This window comes from Moritella sp. 5 (assembly GCF_018219455.1).
In the GTDB taxonomy this organism is placed as follows: Bacteria; Pseudomonadota; Gammaproteobacteria; order Enterobacterales; family Moritellaceae; genus Moritella.
Genome location: NZ_CP056122.1, coordinates 3,809,877 through 3,829,401 on the forward strand (window position 1 = coordinate 3,809,877; position 19,525 = coordinate 3,829,401).

A 19,525-nucleotide genomic window follows, 5' to 3' on the forward strand; every position below is an offset into this window, starting at 1 on the left:
TATGACTCCAGCAGTAAAATTAGCTAAAAAAGCAAAAGTAGCTCATAAAACCCATGAATATAAACACGATACGAATGCAGAATCTTATGGTTTAGAAGCCGCAGAGAAAATGTCCGTCGCCGCCGAACGCATATTCAAAACACTGGTGGTGGATGTCGGAGATAAGAAACTCGTCGTTGCAGTTGTGCCAGTAACGGCAATGCTTAATTTAAAATCCATCGCTAAAGCGGCAAAAGCTAAAAAAGCGATAATGGCAGATAAGAATGATGTAATGCGCTCGACGGGTTACGTACTTGGTGGGGTTAGTCCCTTGGGGCAAAAAAAACGCTTACTCACTGTCATTGATAGCTCAGCACAAACACATGAGACTATTTATGTCAGTGCAGGTCGTCGAGGCTTAGAAATCGAACTAAGCCCGTTAGACCTAAAGCAGCTAACCAATGCTGAGTTTGCTGCTATTAGTAGTGAATAATGAATAGGTAGCCCTAGAAGTCATACCTTGCAGCTACGTGCAGCTGATCTTCATCGCCATCAACACCTAAAATGGCATATTCAGTAACGACTCGGAAGTTGGGATTAAACTTATAAGCAAGGCCAAAAGCTGTTTCATCAACGGTATTTTTACTTATATTATCCGTATCACGTTGTTTATAGGTAAAGGTGCCTGTTATTTTATCCAAGGTGTAAGCGAGAGATAACTCATAGGCAGTCCAATCATCTGAATTCTTAGCAGATGTGTTATTTGGTGTATCAACGGAGGTACTATCCCCAACAATAGAGGCGGTTAACCCTTGGTACTTATAACGTGCTGCAAGTAGAAAGGTGGATCTATCATAATCTGGGTCTGCAGTATAATCTTTTGTCATAACACCTGTATAGATTGACCCTAACTCAAGACCGAAGTCGAAAGCATAAACACCACCAATCGAATAACTTGATTGACTATTGTTGCCACTACTACCATCAACACTGGATTCCGGTTGAAGATGTGCAACTAAGCTAAGGGCATCATCAAGCACCTTGGTTTCTAGTTTTAAAATATTGGTTTGTCGACCTAAATTACCTAATGCGGGATTACCAGAATAGTTAGTGGTACCGACATCAGCCCAATCCGCAATAATTTCATCTGCGGCATAGTTACGGCCAAAGGTCAGCTGCCCCCAATCATTTTTTAATCCTGCATAAATCAAACGCGTTTTAGAGGTTGAATTAGCGTCACTGTTATCTCTGGATTCAAATTGCATCTCAATATGCGCAAGCGCATTTAAATCCTCCGTTAAATTTGAAGAGGCCTTAAAACCAGTACGAAAATAGCTATCTGAGCGACCATCACTTTTTTTATCTTTACCATCTTGGTAAAGATAAGCAGCATAAGCACGGCCATACAAATCAACCAGGTGAGCATCATCTTTGTATACATTAACAGAAGCTTGTACCGTCGGAACAAGGCTAGCTAGTATTGCTGTTACTAATAATGTCTTTTTCATGATTCTTCCATGTCTATCAAAGTAAGTGTTTATCAGCCTTACAACTGGCGACTCAGTAAATATTAGTTCCTTACTGTAAAATTGATGTTCAATCAGATAATTTTATGCCAAAAAGTGAACCTCGTCTCATTATTCATGCGAATGAGTAGTAACGACTAACCGTATAAATGAAAAAGTCCCAGTAGATCGCGCTACTGGGACTTTTTCTTATTATCTATTGAGGCTCAGAGTCTCATTAAAGCGATGTACTAATTAATACCATAATTAAAACAGGACAAACAAACTTCACATACAATGGCCATACCTTCCAGAAAATACCATTTACGTCAGCGCCGTCTTGACCTTTAATTTCAGCCAACAAGCTATTACGATGCCATACCCAACCCGTAAAGATAGCCAGACCTAAACATATAAGCGGTTGTATCATTTCGGTTGATAGCGTGATCATGAAGCCAAACATCAAATCAAAATTAGTCACAACAACCATCGCTAGTGTTGTCAGACCGACGCCAACAATCCAGGTTACTTTCTTACGTGGCAGGGCTGTTTTGTCCACGATATAGCTGGTCGGCACTTCGACTACCGAAATTGCCGATGTTAATGCAGCTACTGACATCAACGCAAAGAAGATGGTAGCCACAATATGCTCGGCCGCGCCCATCGTCGCAAACAATGCTGGAAGAACTGTAAATACCAATGTATCTGAACTTAGTAAGTTTCCGTCAGCATCAAAGATAATGACACCGTTATGCTTAGCTACATACATTGCAGGCAGGATTAACATCGCCGCTAAGAAGGCGACGCCTGTATCCATAAAGGTTACCTGTACCGCTAACTTACCGATGTTCTCTTTTGGTTTAAGGTATGAGCCATAAATCATCATCACCCCCGTACCAATAGATAACGAGAAGAATGTCTGACCAAGCGCACCAATGAGTACATCTGAGTGCATTACTTTTTCAAAGTCAATTGTAAATAACGCCGCAACACCTTCACTCGCACCGGGTTGGAGCAAGATATAAATCACGCTCGCAATCAAGATAGCAAATAATAATGGCATTAAACGCTTTGACCATTTTTCAATACCATCTTGTACGCCTTTTTGAATTACATAAATAGACATTAATGTAAATACTAAGGTAAATACGATATTACGAGATAATGAGAAGTCGATTAACCAACGGCTTGTCTCCTCGGCACCAAGCATAGCCGCAATCGGTGCCAGAGTGTTACTGACGAACCAGCCAGAAAGTATGGCATAAAAGCTGAATATCAGAACAGCACAGATAATTGACGCGAGACCAATCAAACGACCAATCATTTTTGTTGCTGAAGATCGGCCTAGTTTAGCCATCGCATCTGCTGGATTAGTTTGACCGTGACGACCCACCATTAGCTCAGCAACTAACATAGGGTAACCAAGTACAAAGATCAGAAACAGATACACCATTAAAAATGCACCGCCGCCATTACTGGCCGCTTGCGTAGGGAAGCCCCAAATATTACCAATGCCAACAGCAGAACCTGCCGCAGCCATTATAAAACCAAAACGAGAACCAAAATGGCCTCGAGATGCACCATCATTATTCTGTATTACAGCCATTTATCCGTACCAAGTTTGCCAAATTAAATTCAAGGTAGAATTTACACCTAAAAACGACAAAACAAAAGGAATCAAAAACCAAGAAATTGTTGAAATACAGTGTTAAACCCCAGGTAAACAGCAATTAGAAGCAACTAAAACCCCCAATTTACAAAAGTATTCACATTTAATTGCGCGAACAGTATTAATTCATCGCTGAAATGGCAGCTATTACCAATCCGCTTAAATATAAAAAATAATACTTTAATCAAAACATCATCAAAATTGCTTACTATGCGTACTTAATATGTACAACAATCATTTATACTCACCCCTAGGTAGTATTTAATTTAATACAATATAAAAACAATAAGGATATTTATGTTAAGGAAAATAGCAGTCTTACTTGGGCTATACATGATCACCCCAGCCTTAATGGCAATGAGCCAAGTACCCACAGAACGCCATACTATTATTCAATTCACCAATAGCACGCCACATACCCTGTATGCGTATATTGAAGAAGGTAATAATATCGAATTGTTAACAGCAGAAGTGATGCCGTTGAGCACTGTGGATCTAGCAGGTATAACCCGAACAAGCAGTGAAGATAATATTGCAATTTCACTGAGTAACGCAAATTACAGCTTTAGCTTAACTCAAAAAGTAACTGGAGGTGAGATTGCCTTTGGTCTAGACAGTAATGAATTGACTATCGAACCACAAACGGACAGCGCAATTCAGCGTTTTGAGATCCAACTTGCCAACAGAAAAAATACTATCGCCTTCAATAGTGAAAAGCTAAATAAAGGTGGCAAAATCAATTACGTATTACAACAGCATGATCAGAAACCTACTATTGGACCAGGTAATGAATTTAGCTTATTAAGCTACAACATTTGGGCTACCACAATATTCGGTTCTAAAAAAGTAGGTACACGCCTAACGGAAATGCCAGAAGTTATGTCCGGTTATGATGCCTTGGTACTCACAGAGGTCTTTGATCCAATTAGAACAAAAAAATTACTTAAACAGCTCAGTAAAGAATATAGTTTTACCAGCAGCGAAATATTCAAATTAGGAAAAATCATGCTGTCAGGTACGCGTATTTTAACGCCTTGGCCTGTAGAAGAAGAGAAAAGTCTAAAGTATACCAGTTGTAATGGTATTCAGTGTGCCGCAACCCGTGGTGTTATTTATGCCCGCATTAACAAGCAAGGTCACATTTACCATCTGTTTGCAACTCACACCCAATCATCTGATGATGATAGCAACCGATCTGCGCGTTTAGCCCAGCTAGAAGAAATGGGAGCATTTATTCGAGCACAAAATATCCCTGCTGACGAAGCCGTCATTTTAGCCGGTGATTTCAACGTCAACAAAATAGGCTTACCCGGCGATCGTGATCAAATGGAATATATTCTTAATGCCACCGAACCTGACAACAAAGGGCACAACCTCTCTTTTGATTCCAATACTAACTATTGGGCAGAAAAACCTTATTTAGAATATCTTGATTACACACTAACAGGAAATGACCATTTACAGCCAATCAGTGCAAGCCAAGAAATATTCGCGCCTCGCGTAGTAACCGAATCACTGTGGGGGATTTGGGACTTATCTGATCATTACGCAGCTCGCGGGTATTTTATCTACCCAACAGAGAAATAGCAGCAGAATACACTGTTAATTAATATCTCAGCATCTATTCACTTTAGATGCTGAGATAACCGCTTAAAACTCACAATTACTACTAGATGGATATTCAAAACTAGGCAGTTTCATTGTTTTTAACCTGAAACACTCAAAAGTAGCACTAAAATAAATTTGAGCCCCTTAATATAAGTGTGATCTGCACATACAAAATAATTGCTAATGAATTGTTAAAAACCTATAAACTACCCATTTATAGCTATATGCGTTATTTATTGATGACTATATGAACAAATATAAAACCACGATTTACGACTTCCAAAGCACAAATAACTGAATCAAGTTTAAAAAATCAAAAAATACAGAGTAAATACAAGAAACAGTTCAATAAACACACAAATACGGTAACGGTTAATAAAAAACACGTAAAACATCAAATTATTTTGATAAATGCGGGTTATTTTTTAGGTTCGAGGCAAAAAAGCGATCTGCATCACTTTAAATAAAATTCAGATCATTATCCTATGCAGCAATTAAGATACAGCGCAATATTACAGGTGAAATAGAAATGTCAGAACAAGCCACTACAACAATCACGAACGGCACTACGAATGCTGCTAAATGGAACAAAGCAGACACAGAATGGGTATTAAGTTTATTCGGCACAGCAGTAGGTGCTGGTGTTTTATTCTTACCTATTAAAGCAGGTTTAGGTGGTTTTTGGCCGTTAGTATTTCTAGCATTGATTGCAGGCCCAATGACATGGTTCGCGCATAGATCACTTGCTCGCTTCGTTCTATCATCAAAAAATCCAAATTCAGATATTACAGATGTTGTTGAAGAACATTTTGGTAAAGGCGCAGCAAAACTAATTACGTTTGCTTATTTCTTTGCTATCTACCCTATCGTATTAATCTACGGTGTTGGTATTACAAATACATTTGAAAGTTTCATTGTTCACCAACTTGATATCTTCACTGAAATCCCACGCCTAGCGGCTGATGGTGCACCGATGCTTAACGAAGCTGGTGTTCAACTTATGGATAAAGTAAGCGGTATTCCACGTTGGTTACTATCTGGTGGTCTAATTTTAGCAATGACTGCACTGATTCTATTCGGTAAAGACTTAATGCTTAAAGCGACATCAGCATTAGTTTACCCATTAGTATTTATCCTGTTCGGTTTATCTTTATTCTTAATCCCGAGCTGGAACACAACGATGTTAACAGTTGTTCCTGAAGCATCTTCGTTCTTACCTGTTATCTGGTTATCGATTCCACTGATTGTGTTCTCATTCAACCATTCACCAGTAATCAGCCAGTTTGCTAAAGCACAACGTGAAACTTACGGTGACAACGCAGTAGTAAAATCAGACCTTATCTGTAAACGTGCAGGTCAAATGCTACTTGGTTTCGTTATGCTATTCGTATTCTCTTGTGTGTTATCACTATCACCAGAGCAACTAGCAGAAGCGAAGGCACAAAACATCTCAATCCTGTCTTACCTTGCAAACGTACATGACTCAGTATTAATTCAATACTTTGGTCCTTTCGTAGCATTCGCAGCGATTACGTCTAGCTACTTCGGTCACTACTTAGGTGCTCAAGAAGGTCTAAACGGTCTAGTTAAACAAGTTATGCCGAAAGCATCAGAGAAAAAAATCGGTACATTCTCTATCGTATTCATCGTACTTACTACATGGGCTGTAGCGATTATCAACCCAAGTGTACTAGGCCTTATTGAAACAATCGGCGCACCAATGATTGCTGCTATCTTGTTCCTAATGCCAATGTACGCAATCAAGAAAGTTCCAGCGATGCAAAAATATGCTAGCAATAAAGCAGCAAACATCTTTGTTACTATCTGTGGTCTACTAGCTATCACTTCAGTTATCTACGGCGCATTCTAAACCGCTGTTAACTGTAATGAAAAGTACTGTAATTAACAGTACTTAAGTTAATAAAAACGAAACCGGCGAGTCATCTCGCCGGTTTTTTTGTGCTTAAATTTTTTATAAAGTTATTAATTCTTATCGCTAAAAATGACATGTAGACCTTAGCGAACAACACTTTATACAGTAAACTGATAACGCGTCTGGTGTTGATACGTTTCTTCAGGTTGAAGAACAACATTTGGATGGTCCCAGTGCGGATGATTTACCGCATCAGGTACAAACTGAGTTTCTAGTGCAATACCAGCATGGTCCTGGTATTCGCCACCCATCCGATCCGGCGTACCTGCTAACCAATTTCCGGTATACAATTGCATGGCTGGTTTAGTGGTAAACACGCTTAAATGAACCAAGTTATCTGGCGATGTTAAACAGGCCGCTAACGCACCTTGCAAACAGCTTTCATCTAATACAAAAGCATGGTCATAACCCTTTGCTGCTTGTTGGTGTTCGTCTAACATGAAATGTTGAGAGACAACTTTAGCGGTATTGAAATCAAAGTAACTACCTTCAACATCTTGCCATTCACCAGTTGGGAGCCCGACTGCATCCGTTGGCACAAAGGCAGCACTATTAATACCTAAACTATGGCCTAACGCTGATTGACCACTATCTGTACCCAGCAAATTAAAATAGGCGTGGTTGGTCAGATTAATGGGGGTCGCTTTGTTCGTTTTCCCCTGATAACTGATCACGACGGTATTATCATCGTTAAGTTGATATTTAACTTTGACCGTTAATTCACCTGGAAAACCTTGATCACCATCAGCAGAGACTAATTCAAATTCGACGCTGTTTTTGTTACCAACAACTGCCCAACGACGTTTATCAAATCCAGAAGTGCCACCATGCAAGGTATTACCTGCCTGATTAATATCGACTTGATGCGCAACCCCAGCAATAGAGAACTGACCTTTTGCGATACGGTTAGCCACTCGCCCCACGGTCACGCCCATATAACTTTGCTGTAATTGAAAGTCTGACATATTACTTTGACCAAGCAATACTTCTCGCAATTCACCATCTACAGGTACTTTGCAGCTTAACCATGCAGCACCGATATCCATGAGTACGATAGCCATACCGTTATTATTTTTCAGTTCGAACAACTGAGCTGGGCGGCCATCAACAGCCTCCTCAGCAGTCATGCTGTCGAACAAGTTTGTTTGCTCATTCATCATCATGCCCTATTATCACGATCTAAAGTGTTGCTACTAAGCCTGCACCATTTTTTGCTTGGCACACATAGATAGATTCTTTCAAACCAGTCGCTGGCTCATACAGCTCTTCAACCGCACTACGCACTGAATCAAGTAATGCAGGTGGCACTAAGGCAACAATACAACCGCCAAATCCGCCACCCGTCATACGCACACCACCATTAATACCGACAACGTCTTTCACGATATTAACTAAGGTATCAACTTCTTTTACCGTGATCTCAAAATCATCACGCATTGATGCATGCGATTCAGCCATCAGTTCTGCCATGCGTTTAATATCACCTGCAGCCAATACACTTGCCGCTTCAACGGTTCGATCATTTTCGGTGATCACGTGGCGAGCGCGTTTCGCCACCATGGCATCAAGTTCATGCACTTTAGCATTAAACATTTCGATAGACAGATCACGTAACGCTTTCACCCCAAATATACGTGCCGCTTCTTCACACTGTTCACGGCGAGTATTGTATTCAGAATCCACCAGCCCACGCTTTTTATTCGAGTTAATGATCACTACAGACATGTTTTCTGGCATTGATACCGCTGTAGTTTCAAGACTACGACAATCAAGTAACATTGCATGATTTTCATTACCTTCTGCCGACACCATTTGATCCATGATGCCGCAGTTACAACCCACAAATTCATTCTCAGCTTGCTGACCGTTTAACGCCACTTCAGCTTGGCTGATATTCAAATGATATATTTCTTTAAACGTTTGACCGATAACTACTTCAAGCGCAGCGGATGAACTTAACCCTGCGCCTTGTGGTACATTACCGCTCACTGTAATGTCTGCCCCTTTAAATTCAAAACCGCGTTCAAGCAAACACTTAACTACACCACGAATATAATTAGCCCACATTTTATTATCTTGAAAGGTAATTGCTTGGGTAATATCAAACTCATCGGTTTCATTACCGTAATCCACTGCAATCACACGGACAATATGGTCATTACGTGTAGCCGCTGCCACCACGGTTTGATAGTTGATTGCACAAGGCAATACAAAACCATCGTTATAATCGGTATGTTCACCAATCAGGTTCACACGACCTGGCGCTTGCACAATATGAGTCGGTGCGTAGTCAAATACTGAGTTGAATACATCGGTTACGTTTTGAATTAAATTTGTCATGGGGACCTTCCACATTTTGTAGGGATTCTAATTATTGATCTTGCTCTTACACTTATTCTTTATAGTGTACGTCGCTGACATCACGCAGTTTTTGCGCGGCTTGCTCGGCCGTTAAATCACGCTGGTTTTCAGCTAACATTTCATAACCCACCATGAATTTACGGACCGAGGCAGAACGCAGTAATGGCGGATAGAACAGTGCATGTAATTGCCAGTGCTCAATATCCGTCCCTTCCTCAAAGAAAGGAGCATAATGCCAACCCATTGAATAAGGGAATGAACATTTAAATAGATTGTCATAACGACAAGTGAGTTTCTTAATCGCTAATGCCAAATCATCACGTAGCTCACTCGTTAATTCACTCATACGACGAATGTGTATTTTTGGCAGTAGCATGGTTTCAAACGGCCACGCCGCCCAATATGGTACAACAGCAAGCCAATGTTCCGTTTCAACGACAGTACGTTCACCGTCTTTTAATTCCGACTCAACGTAATCAACCAATAAATTCGAGCCATGCTCTTGCTGGTATTCTTTAAGCAGTTTTTCTTTACGCTCAATTTCATTAGGTAAAAAGCTATTCGCCCACACTTGGCCATGCGGATGCGGTTGCGAACAGCCCATCGCAGCGCCTTTATTTTCGAATGCTTGCACCCATAAATAATCTTTACCTAATTCCTCAATTTGCTCATTCCAGGTATCAATAACACCGCGGATTTTTTCAACAGGTAGTTCTGGTAATGTTTTACTGTGATCCGGCGAAAAACAGATAACGCGGCTTAACCCACGTACACCTTCGGTCTTAAACAACGGGTTAGTTGATTTTGGCGCTTCAGGTGAATCAGGCATGAGCGCGGCAAAATCATTACTAAACACATATGTGCCGTCATAGTTTGGATTTTCATCACCGGAAATACGCTTGTTAGTCGGGCATAAAAAACAGGTTTTTTCATACGTCGATAGCTCAGCTGTATCAGGTTCTTCATCTTGACCACCCCACGGGCGCTTTGCTCGGTGTGGAGATACTAAGATCCACTGCCCCGTTAATGGGTTATAACGACGATGCGGATGATCAGTAGGGTTAAACTCTTGGCTTAATTCAGGTGTAGACATAAGATTAATATCCTTGTTGATTCGTTGACTGCCAGCGCCATGTATCAGCACTCATTTCCATCACAGTGCGCGTGGCTTTCCAACCGAGATCTTGTTCGGCTTTTACTGTATTGGCCCAGCACTCTGCAATGTCACCAGCGCGGCGTGGACATAATTGGTAAGGGATAGGTTGGCCTGATACCTGTGCAAACGCATTCACCATTTCTAATACACTTGAACCTTTACCAGTGCCGAGGTTATAAATATGTAATCCCGATTTTTGGCCTACCGCGGTTAATGCGGCAATATGACCATCGGCTAAATCCATAACGTGGATATAATCTCGAACCCCCGTACCATCCGGTGTTGAATAATCGTCACCGAACACTGACAATGATTCTCGACGACCAACTGCAACCTGCGCAATAAACGGCATTAAGTTATTTGGGATCCCTTGCGGATCTTCACCCATAGTGCCAGACGGATGAGCGCCAACCGGGTTGAAGTAGCGCAGTAAGGTAATGCTCCAATCATTTTCAGCATCAAAAAGGTCAGAAAAACATTCCTCGACCATAAATTTACTGCGACCATAAGGGTTGGTCGTCGCACCTGTCGGGGAATCTTCGGTAATTGGTACAACCTCAGGATCACCATAAACGGTCGCCGAAGAACTAAATACGATGCTTTTCACATTGGCGTTACGCATTGATCGTGCCAACACGAGTGAACCATTTACATTGTTATCGTAGTATTCCAATGGTTTTTTCACTGATTCGCCAACCGCTTTTAACCCTGCGAAGTGAATAACCGATGCGATCGTATGTTCAGTGAAAATTTGGTCCAGAAAGGTTTCGTCACGCACGTCACCTTGATAGAAAATAGGGCGTACCTGCGTTAATGCTTCAATACGATCGAGTACCGCCAATTTACTGTTATCTAAATTATCGATAATAATAGGCTCAATGCCTGCTTCAATCATCTGCACACATGTATGGCTTCCAATATAACCCATGCCACCAGTTACCAATACTTTCACAACTAATTCTCCCGCAATTTTAAGACACGAAGTCAGTGGTTCTCTAAAATATTTGAGTACCCTACCGCTCAAATGTAAACGTTTCCACAAAAACAACCGCCGATTAGTAAAGTTTTACTAAAAATGAGATTTAGGTATCAAAAATTTCATTTATTCCGTAAAATACCCCACTATAAAAGAACAATAATGAATGGGCTGGAGGATGAATGGCAACATTAAAGGAAATAGCCAACGAAGCTAAGGTTTCATTAGCGACGGTATCTCGTGTATTAAATGAAGATCCGACATTAAGTGTAAAAGAAGAAACCAAACGACGTATCTTTGAAATAGCAGAAAATCTGGAATACAAAACCAGTACAACGCGAAAACTAGCAAGCGCATTACCTGCGAAAGTAAAAGAGAATCTGCACTTTCTTGCCCTGTATAATTACAAGCAAGATACTGAAATAAATGACCCTTATTACCTAGCTATTCGTCACGGCATAGAAACCCAATGTGATAAGTTTGATATTGCCCTGACCAACAGTTACGAGAGCAACCTCAATATTAAGAACTCGCAAGTAGACGGGATCTTATTAATTGGTCGTCAAAGTAAAGAACAACTAACGGCGATAAAAAAACTCACTAAAAACATTGTTTATATTGATTACACAGATCATGAAGAAGCCTTTGACTCTGTCGATATCGACCTAGCTAGAATCAGTAAGCAAGTTATCAATCACTTTATTAATCAAGGATATAGCCGAATTGGCTTTATCGGTGGTCAGGATGATATTGATACACCGGATATCCGTGAACAAGCCTTTAGCGAATATGGTCAGCTAAAAGGCGTCGTATTGGAATCAGATTTATACCGCGGTGACTTCTCAAGTTCATCAGGTTATAAACTCGCGAAAAAGATGCTTGAAACTGATTATCCGAATGCTTTTTTTATCGCGTCAGATTCAATCGCCATCGGTGTATTACGCGCTATTCATGAGCAAGGTCTATCCATACCTAACGACATAGCCTTGATCAGTGTTAACGATATTCCGACCGCTAAATTTACTTTCCCATCGTTATCAACGGTACGTATTCATTCAGAATTAATGGGGAGCCAAGGGGTTAATTTATTGATTGAGCGCCGCCGAGATGAACGTGTGATCCCGATTAATGCGTATATTCCAAGTAACTTACGTTTACGCGATACCACCAAGAAATAGCATTTAAATATGTCTGATCACGTTAAATAAAATAGCATGAACTAAAATCAAAGCAGCATATTGCTATGCTGCTATCCCCCCTCTTCTTTCTTCCCCCCTTTCAAGCGACTTCTTAACATTCCCTCTACCAGTTCACTTTACAGCATACAAATTAGTTACATTACAACCTTGAGTTAACGTTATCTAGCTCACAAAAATTAGCATCTACTGTGATCCAGTTAAAAGTAAAACAACCTTCCGCTTTGTTTTACTAAAACTTTAGTTAACATGCTTTACCAGAAGCAATTTGCTAAATTTTTTAGAACTATCGCTATCGTCTTGGAGGCTACACGTGAACAATTGGGAAAACTTCTTCCGCCTGAATGAAAATAGAATGGCACCGCGTGCTTACTTTTTCTCATACGACTCAGTACAAACAGCAAGAACATTCCAACGTGAATTAAGCAGCCACTATCAACTTCTAAGTGGCCAATGGAACTTTAACTTTTTCACTAATCCGCTGCTTGTACCTGACGAATTTTATTCTCAGTACATGATCAACTGGGACAAGATCACCGTTCCAAATATGTGGCAAATGGAAGGCCATGGCGATCTTCAATATACCGATGAAGGTTTCCCATTCCCGATTGATGTACCTTTCGTACCAAGTGATAACCCAACTGGTGCTTACCAACGTACATTCACGTTGGGCGATACATGGAGCAATAAGCAAACCATCATCAAGTTCGATGGCGTTGAAACTTACTTTGAAGTTTACGTTAACGGTCACTATGTTGGTTTTAGTAAAGGCAGTCGCTTAACGGCTGAATTTGATATCTCAGAATTTTCCCAACAAGGTGAAAACTTACTGGCCGTGCGTGTAATGCAATGGGCTGATTCAACTTACATTGAAGATCAAGATATGTGGTGGACAGGCGGTATCTTCCGTGATGTTTACTTAGTGGGTAAAGAACAAGTACACGTGCAAGATCTTACCGTCTGTACAGACTTTGATGATACTTACCAAAATGCGACCCTGTCTTGTAAAGCGGTGCTAGAAAACTTAACACCGAATCCAGTGGCTAATTATTCACTCGAATATACCTTATTTGATGGTGCAACAGCGCTGGCAGAAGGTCATATCAAGTCATTGAATTTTGCTTCGACTCAAGATGTAAACGTTACCATTGATCTGGTTAACCCTATTCACTGGACTGCTGAAAATCCTCACTTGTATCAATTAGTACTGACACTAAGAGACGAACAAGGCGAGATACTGGAGATCATCCCGCAGCGTGTTGGTTTCCGTGATATTAAAGTGCACGATGGTTTGTTCTACATCAATAACAAATACGTCATGTTACACGGCGTTAACCGCCACGATAACGATCACCTAAAAGGGCGTGCTGTCGGAATGGATCGTGTTGAGAAAGACATCATCTTGATGAAGCAACACAACATCAACTCAGTACGTACCGCACATTATCCAAATGATCCCCGTTTTTACGAACTGTGTGATCTATATGGTTTATTCGTGATGGCCGAAACCGATGTGGAAACCCACGGTTTTGCTAACGTGGATGACTTGAGCCGTATCACTAATGATCCAGCTTGGGAACTGGTATTCGTTGAACGTATCGAACGCCACATCCATGCTCAAAAAAACCATGCTTCTATCATCATGTGGTCGCTGGGTAACGAATCTGGTTATGGCTGTAACATCAAAGCTATGTATGCCGCTGCAAAAGCAATTGATGATACGCGTCTCATACATTATGAAGAAGACCGTGACGCTGAAGTCGTTGATATTATCAGTACCATGTACTCTCGCGCGCAATTAATGAATGCCTTTGGTGAACACCCACATAACAAACCACGCATCATTTGTGAATATGCGCATGCTATGGGTAATGGTCCAGGCGGATTGACGGAATACCAAAACGTGTTCTACAAGCATGACTCTATTCAAGGTCATTTTGTTTGGGAATGGTGTGACCACGGAATTCTTGCTAAAGATGAAAACGGCACTGAATTTTTGAAATACGGTGGCGATTACGGTGATTACCCAAATAACTATAACTTCTGTATGGATGGTTTGGTTTATTCAGATCAAACACCGGGTCCGGGGTTAAAAGAATACAAGCAAGTCATTGCACCTGTGAAGATCCGCGCGAAAGATGCGAGAAACGGTATTTTCACTGTAGATAACAAGCTGTGGTTCTCAAACCTTGATGATTACACCATTACCGCTGAAATACGCGCCGAAGGTGAAACACTACAAAGCACTACATTTAAAGTAATCGAACTAGCAGAAAATAGCAGCCGTGATATTGAAATTACCCTGCCAGAGTTAGATGGTCGTGAAGTATTCATTAACTTCACCGTACGCAAAGACTCTCGCACCCGTTACAGCGAAGCAAACCACGACATCGCAGTTTATCAAGTACAACTAAAAGAAAGTACCCAGCAACTACCAGTATTTGCTAACAGCAACGCGATTGCCTTAGACATTGTTGAATCTCGCTTAGACTATGTTGTAAAAGGGCTAAACTTTGCACTTAACTTCTCGAAAGTGAACGGTAAATTAACATCATGGTTGGTTAACGGCGAAGAGCTGATTGCCAGTTCACCAAAACTGAACTTCTTCAAACCTATGGTTGATAACCACAAGCAAGAACACGATGGTTTGTGGGAACCTGCTCACTTGCACATAATGCAAGAGCACTTCCGTTCAATTGCGCTTGAAGAAATAGACGGTAAAGCGATCTTCACCGTGACCAGCATTATTGCACCACCGGTATTTGATTTTGGTATGCGTTGTACTTACGTGTACGAAGTGAATAAAGAAGGCCAAGTCAACATTCAACTTGCTGGCGAACGCTACGGTAAATACCCACATGTTATCCCAGTACTTGGCTTAGATTTAGGCATCAATAATGACTTCGACCAAGTGCAATACTACGGTCGCGGTCCTGAAGAAAACTACCAAGACAGCCAACAAGCTAACATGATTGATGTGTACAAAACGACAGTTGCAGATATGTTTGAGAACTACCCGTTTCCACAAAACAACGGCAACCGCCAACATGTGCGCTGGGCATCATTAGCAAACCGCCAAGGTACTGGCTTGTTTGTGAAACCAGAGCAAGAAATTAACTTCAGTGCTTGGTTCTACACCAACCAAAACATCCATGAAGCACAACACACGATTGAACTTGAGAAGAGCGGTTACATTACCGTGAACCTTGACCACAAATTGATGGGCTTAGGGTCAAACTCTTGGGGTTCGGAAGTATTAGATTCATACCGTGTGTACATGGATAAGTTTAACTACGCATTAACGCTAGTCCCTTTTCACCAGGGTGGTTGCAAGTCAAGCGCACTCGCAAATCATACGTTCACAACGACGGACGACGCGGTTCAAGCACACACTCTTATTGGCGGAGATAAGTAATGATCATTTTAGATAATTTAGACCAATTCAAAGTGGTATATCGCGATGGCCGTAAATGGCATCGCTGCATTGAAGCAATTGAGAACATCGGCAATCTAAGAGATGGCGTGATGTACTCTATCGGCGATTCGTTGGTGTACATGATTGAAGATGGCATCGCACGTAATACTGAAACCTTTGAAGGCAATCGTCGTTACTTTGATGTGCATTATTACTTAGCAGGCCATGAAACGGTAGAAATAGCAGACAAGTCTGATCTTGAGTTAGTGCAAGCTTACTCCGATGAAACTGACCGTGAATACCTGACAGGTCACGGTGAAATAAAGCAACTTTGTGAAGGCCAAGTCGCTGTATTTGATAACTCAAAAGCGTACCGATTCCACGGTGATAATACGGTGCGAAAAGTGGTACTGAAAGTCACAATCGAAGACGGCTACTTTTTGAATAAATAATTAAATAAGTAGTTGAATAAATAGTTACATCAGTAACCAAATAGATAGCTTAATAATAAAGTCTGGGCACGTATCCAGAACTAAAAATGAGAGAGGGATTGGAACTTAACCGTCCAAATCCCTCCTTACCTACATTTGAAACACGATACATCGGAGTACCTTATGTCAACATCTAGACGAGGCACGATAGGCAAATTTGCCCTACTGTCCATGACCTTTGCAGCGGTTTTTAGCTTCAATAATATTATTAATAATAATATTGAAATCGGCTTATCGTCTGCCCCTATGTTCTTTCTCGCAACCATCTTTTATTTTATCCCGTTCTGCTTAATTGTGGCTGAATTTGTGTCACTCAACAAAAATTCTGAAGCGGGTGTTTACTCTTGGGTAAAAAGTTCGCTAGGTGGTCGCTGGGCGTTCATCTCAGCTTATACTTATTGGTTCGTTAACCTCTTCTTTTTCACGTCACTGTTACCAAGAATAATTGCTTACGCGTCGTATGCCTTCTTAGGGTTTGAGTATATATTCACCCCAATGACAACGGCGGTTTTAAGTACCTTACTTTTCGCGGTTGCAACACACGTATCAAATAACGGAGCCAAATTACTGGGTCCAATTACGACCGTTACATCGTCACTAATGCTGTTACTCACACTGTCTTACATCATCCTGTCAGCTGGCGCTTTAATGGGCGGTATTGTACCTGCGGACCCAATTTCAATTGAAGCGATGACACCATCGTTTAACTGGGCATTCCTCGGTGTGATCACCTGGATTTTTATGGCTGCAGGTGGCGCAGAATCTGTTGCTGTTTATGTGAATGATATTAAAGGCGGCCACAAGTCATTCGTTAAAGTCATCATCCTTGCAGGTATCTTTATTGGTGCACTTTACTCTGTGGGTTCTATCTTAGCGAACGTCTTTGTGACACGTGAAGCATTGAAATTTACCGGCGGCTCTGTGCAAGTATTTGAAGGCCTTGCAAGACACTTCGGTTTACCAGAAATAATGATGAACCGTTTTGTTGGTATCATCTCGTTTACTGCCATGTTGGGTTCATTATTAATGTGGACGGCAACACCAGTGAAAATCTTCTTCTCTGAAATTCCAAAAGGTATTTTTGGTGAAAAGACGGTGGCACTCAACAAACAAGGTGTACCGGTACGCGCAGCATGGATTCAATTCTTAATTGTTATCCCACTGATGTTTATCCCAACATTGGCGTCTGACACGGTGCAAGACTTAATGAGCACTATCATCAACATGACAGCGGCAGCGTCTATGCTACCACCTCTGTTCATCATGATTGCTTACCTCAACCTACGCTTAAAATTAGATCACCTCGAGCGTGACTTCCGCATGGGTTCTCGCTTTACCGGTATCGCTATTGTGTCTGTACTTATCGCTATCTTTACTGTTGGGTTCTTTGCTTCAACCTTCCCAACTGGCGCAGACATCATGACTATTATTTTCTACAACGTTGGCGGGATTGTTATTTTCCTTGGCTACGCGTGGTGGAAATACAACAAGTATGAACAATCACTGACACACGAAGAACTTGCTGAAGAAGCAAAACCGGCAGTTCAATTATAGGCGTTGAATTACATTATGAAGCACCAGTGACATCGGTGCTTCCTTTGTTAAACACAGATAAGTAAGCACAGCGACATGTTCTATTATACTCATTTGGTCTGTTGCTTATTTTCTGTTTAATGACTTAACCACAGTAATTTTTAGTAAAGCTAATAATTGGATATTTACTAAAGATCACTTAATAATTTAATTAATATAGGATACGTTAATTATGTCTCAATCTGTACGTGGCACGATAGGAAAGTTCGCTTTGCTATCTATGACTCTCGCGGCGGTATTTAATGTCCGCAACATTGTTAATAATAATATCGAATTAGGCTTAAGTTCAGCGCCTATATTTTTACTGGCTACCTTGGTTTACTTTATCCCATTCGTGTTTATTATTTCTGAATTTGTATCTGCCAATAAAGATTCAGAATCAGGCATGTATGACTGGTTGAAAAAACCACTAGGCACAAAGAATGCCTACCTTGGTTCGTTCCTGTATTGGTTTGTTAACCTATTTTGGTTTGTATCACTACTACCAAACGTAATTGCTTATGCGTCTTATGCAATGCTTGGATATGAGTACAATTTCTCTCCAGTGGTCACTTCTATTATCTCGATTGTTTTGTTTGCTGCGGCAACGCACATTTCGACAAAGGGTGCATCTTGGTTAGGTAGAATTTCTGAACTTGTGGCTTACGGTGTATTCGCGCTGTTTGGTATCTATGTTGTTGGTGCGGTAATGGCACTCGGTAGTGACCATGTTCCGGCTCAACCAATTACGATGGAAGCAATGACGCCGACGATCAACTGGGCAACGATTGGTATTATGTGCTGGATCTTCCAAGCTGCAGGTGGTGCTGAAACAGCGGCTGCATACTTGAAAGATGTGAAAGGCGGTCAGAAAACGTTTATCCGCGTGATCATCTCAGCAGGTATCCTTATCGGTGCTATGTATGCGATTGGCTCTCTATTAGTAAACGTATTCGTTCCACGTGAGTCACTGACTTATGCTGGCGGTATGGTTGAAATCTTTACCGGTATGGCGCAATACTTCAATATTAATGAAAACGTAGTGGGTCGCTTGGTTGGTATCATTCTGTTCATTGCGATGTTTGGCTCGATGATGATGTGGACAGCTGCACCAGTTAAAATTCACTTTTCTGAAATTCCAAAAGGCGTATACGGCGAGAAAACAACTGAACTTAACGAGCACGGTGTACCAGTACGTGCCGCTTGGTGGCAGTTCGCATTCGTGGTAATCATGTTAGTGGTTAACGGCTTCGGTTCTGAATCGGTACAAGAGATGATGAGCACAGCGATTAACTTAACTGCTGGTACCGCGATGTTACCGCCAATCTTTATTATGGTTGCTTACTTCATCTTCCGTCTTAAATACGACGACACGCCACGTGATTTTCGCATGGGTTCTCGTAAAGTGGGTATGACTATTGTTTCAATTCTTATCGCTATCTTTGTGGTAAGTATGACAGCATCAGCATTCCCAACAGGTGTTGATTTAGTGAATGCATTCTTCATCAACGTATTCATGACGATGGTATTCTCTGCACTTGCATGGTGGTGGATCTCTCGCTTTGAAAAGAAGCAAGCACAAGGTGAAACGACAGCGAAGCAAACATTAGCTTCAGCGACAAAATAAACCTAGACTACTTCTAGAATAAGCTTATGAAGGCACT

The 19,525-nt window shown here is 41.1% G+C and carries 14 protein-coding genes; 8 read left to right on the forward strand and 6 right to left on the reverse strand.

Features of this window, described 5'->3' with window-relative positions; genetic code table 11:
• Position 1: 1 nt before the first annotated feature.
• Positions 2 to 472, forward strand: coding sequence for a Cys-tRNA(Pro) deacylase (gene ybaK / locus HWV01_RS16895; RefSeq protein ID WP_211672651.1), 471 nt, complete (start codon positions 2 to 4; stop codon positions 470 to 472).
• 13 nt (positions 473 to 485) lie between these two features.
• Here ybaK and HWV01_RS16900 read toward each other — a convergent pair whose 3' ends face one another.
• Positions 486 to 1,487: a porin gene (locus HWV01_RS16900; RefSeq protein ID WP_211672652.1), complete on the reverse strand. Its 1,002-nt coding sequence runs from the start codon at positions 1,485 to 1,487 to the stop codon at positions 486 to 488.
• A 235-nt stretch (positions 1,488 to 1,722) separates the two neighbouring features.
• On the reverse strand, positions 1,723 to 3,090 hold the full coding sequence (locus tag HWV01_RS16905) for a sodium-dependent transporter (RefSeq protein ID WP_211672653.1): 1,368 nt from the start codon (positions 3,088 to 3,090) through the stop codon (positions 1,723 to 1,725).
• Positions 3,091 to 3,450: 360 nt separating this feature from the next.
• On the opposite strand from HWV01_RS16905, the gene HWV01_RS16910 reads away from it, so the two are divergent.
• Together HWV01_RS16910 and HWV01_RS16915 are read left to right on the forward strand one after the other, a co-directional pair.
• Complete coding sequence (locus tag HWV01_RS16910) at positions 3,451 to 4,740, forward strand: sphingomyelin phosphodiesterase (RefSeq protein ID WP_211672654.1); 1,290 nt, start codon at positions 3,451 to 3,453, stop codon at positions 4,738 to 4,740.
• A 550-nt stretch (positions 4,741 to 5,290) separates the two neighbouring features.
• Positions 5,291 to 6,631, forward strand: a complete 1,341-nt coding sequence (locus tag HWV01_RS16915) for an aromatic amino acid transport family protein (protein WP_211672655.1) — start codon at positions 5,291 to 5,293, stop codon at positions 6,629 to 6,631.
• A 161-nt stretch (positions 6,632 to 6,792) separates the two neighbouring features.
• On the opposite strand, the gene galM is transcribed toward HWV01_RS16915, so the two are convergent.
• The 4 genes from galM to galE are packed head-to-tail and all read right to left on the reverse strand — an operon-like array spanning position 6,793 to position 11,163.
• Positions 6,793 to 7,857 (reverse strand): galactose-1-epimerase, encoded by a 1,065-nt coding sequence (gene galM, locus HWV01_RS16920; protein ID WP_249185354.1) that lies wholly within the window; start codon positions 7,855 to 7,857, stop codon positions 6,793 to 6,795.
• Positions 7,858 to 7,873: 16 nt separating this feature from the next.
• On the reverse strand, positions 7,874 to 9,034 hold the full coding sequence (gene galK, locus HWV01_RS16925) for a galactokinase (protein WP_211672656.1): 1,161 nt from the start codon (positions 9,032 to 9,034) through the stop codon (positions 7,874 to 7,876).
• Positions 9,035 to 9,086: 52 nt separating this feature from the next.
• On the reverse strand, positions 9,087 to 10,148 hold the full coding sequence (locus HWV01_RS16930) for a UDP-glucose--hexose-1-phosphate uridylyltransferase (RefSeq protein ID WP_211672657.1): 1,062 nt from the start codon (positions 10,146 to 10,148) through the stop codon (positions 9,087 to 9,089).
• A 4-nt stretch (positions 10,149 to 10,152) separates the two neighbouring features.
• Positions 10,153 to 11,163, reverse strand: a complete 1,011-nt coding sequence (gene galE, locus HWV01_RS16935) for a UDP-glucose 4-epimerase GalE (RefSeq protein WP_211672658.1) — start codon at positions 11,161 to 11,163, stop codon at positions 10,153 to 10,155.
• Positions 11,164 to 11,369: 206 nt separating this feature from the next.
• Here galE and ebgR point away from each other — a divergent pair, with 206 nt between their 5' ends.
• From ebgR to HWV01_RS16960, 5 genes are all read left to right on the forward strand, one after another.
• The gene (ebgR, locus tag HWV01_RS16940) at positions 11,370 to 12,365 is read left to right on the forward strand and encodes a transcriptional regulator EbgR (protein ID WP_211672659.1); all 996 of its coding nucleotides are present in this window, start codon (positions 11,370 to 11,372) and stop codon (positions 12,363 to 12,365) included.
• A 331-nt stretch (positions 12,366 to 12,696) separates the two neighbouring features.
• Positions 12,697 to 15,798 (forward strand): beta-galactosidase subunit alpha, encoded by a 3,102-nt coding sequence (ebgA, locus tag HWV01_RS16945; RefSeq protein ID WP_211672660.1) that lies wholly within the window; start codon positions 12,697 to 12,699, stop codon positions 15,796 to 15,798.
• The gene (locus tag HWV01_RS16950) at positions 15,798 to 16,250 is read left to right on the forward strand and encodes a beta-galactosidase subunit beta (RefSeq protein ID WP_211672661.1); all 453 of its coding nucleotides are present in this window, start codon (positions 15,798 to 15,800) and stop codon (positions 16,248 to 16,250) included. Before ebgA ends, HWV01_RS16950 begins: the two co-directional genes overlap by 1 nt.
• Positions 16,251 to 16,412: 162 nt before the next feature.
• On the forward strand, positions 16,413 to 17,843 hold the full coding sequence (locus HWV01_RS16955; protein WP_211672662.1) for an amino acid permease: 1,431 nt from the start codon (positions 16,413 to 16,415) through the stop codon (positions 17,841 to 17,843).
• A 211-nt stretch (positions 17,844 to 18,054) separates the two neighbouring features.
• Positions 18,055 to 19,488, forward strand: coding sequence for an amino acid permease (locus HWV01_RS16960; protein ID WP_211672663.1), 1,434 nt, complete (start codon positions 18,055 to 18,057; stop codon positions 19,486 to 19,488).
• Positions 19,489 to 19,525 lie beyond the last annotated feature (37 nt).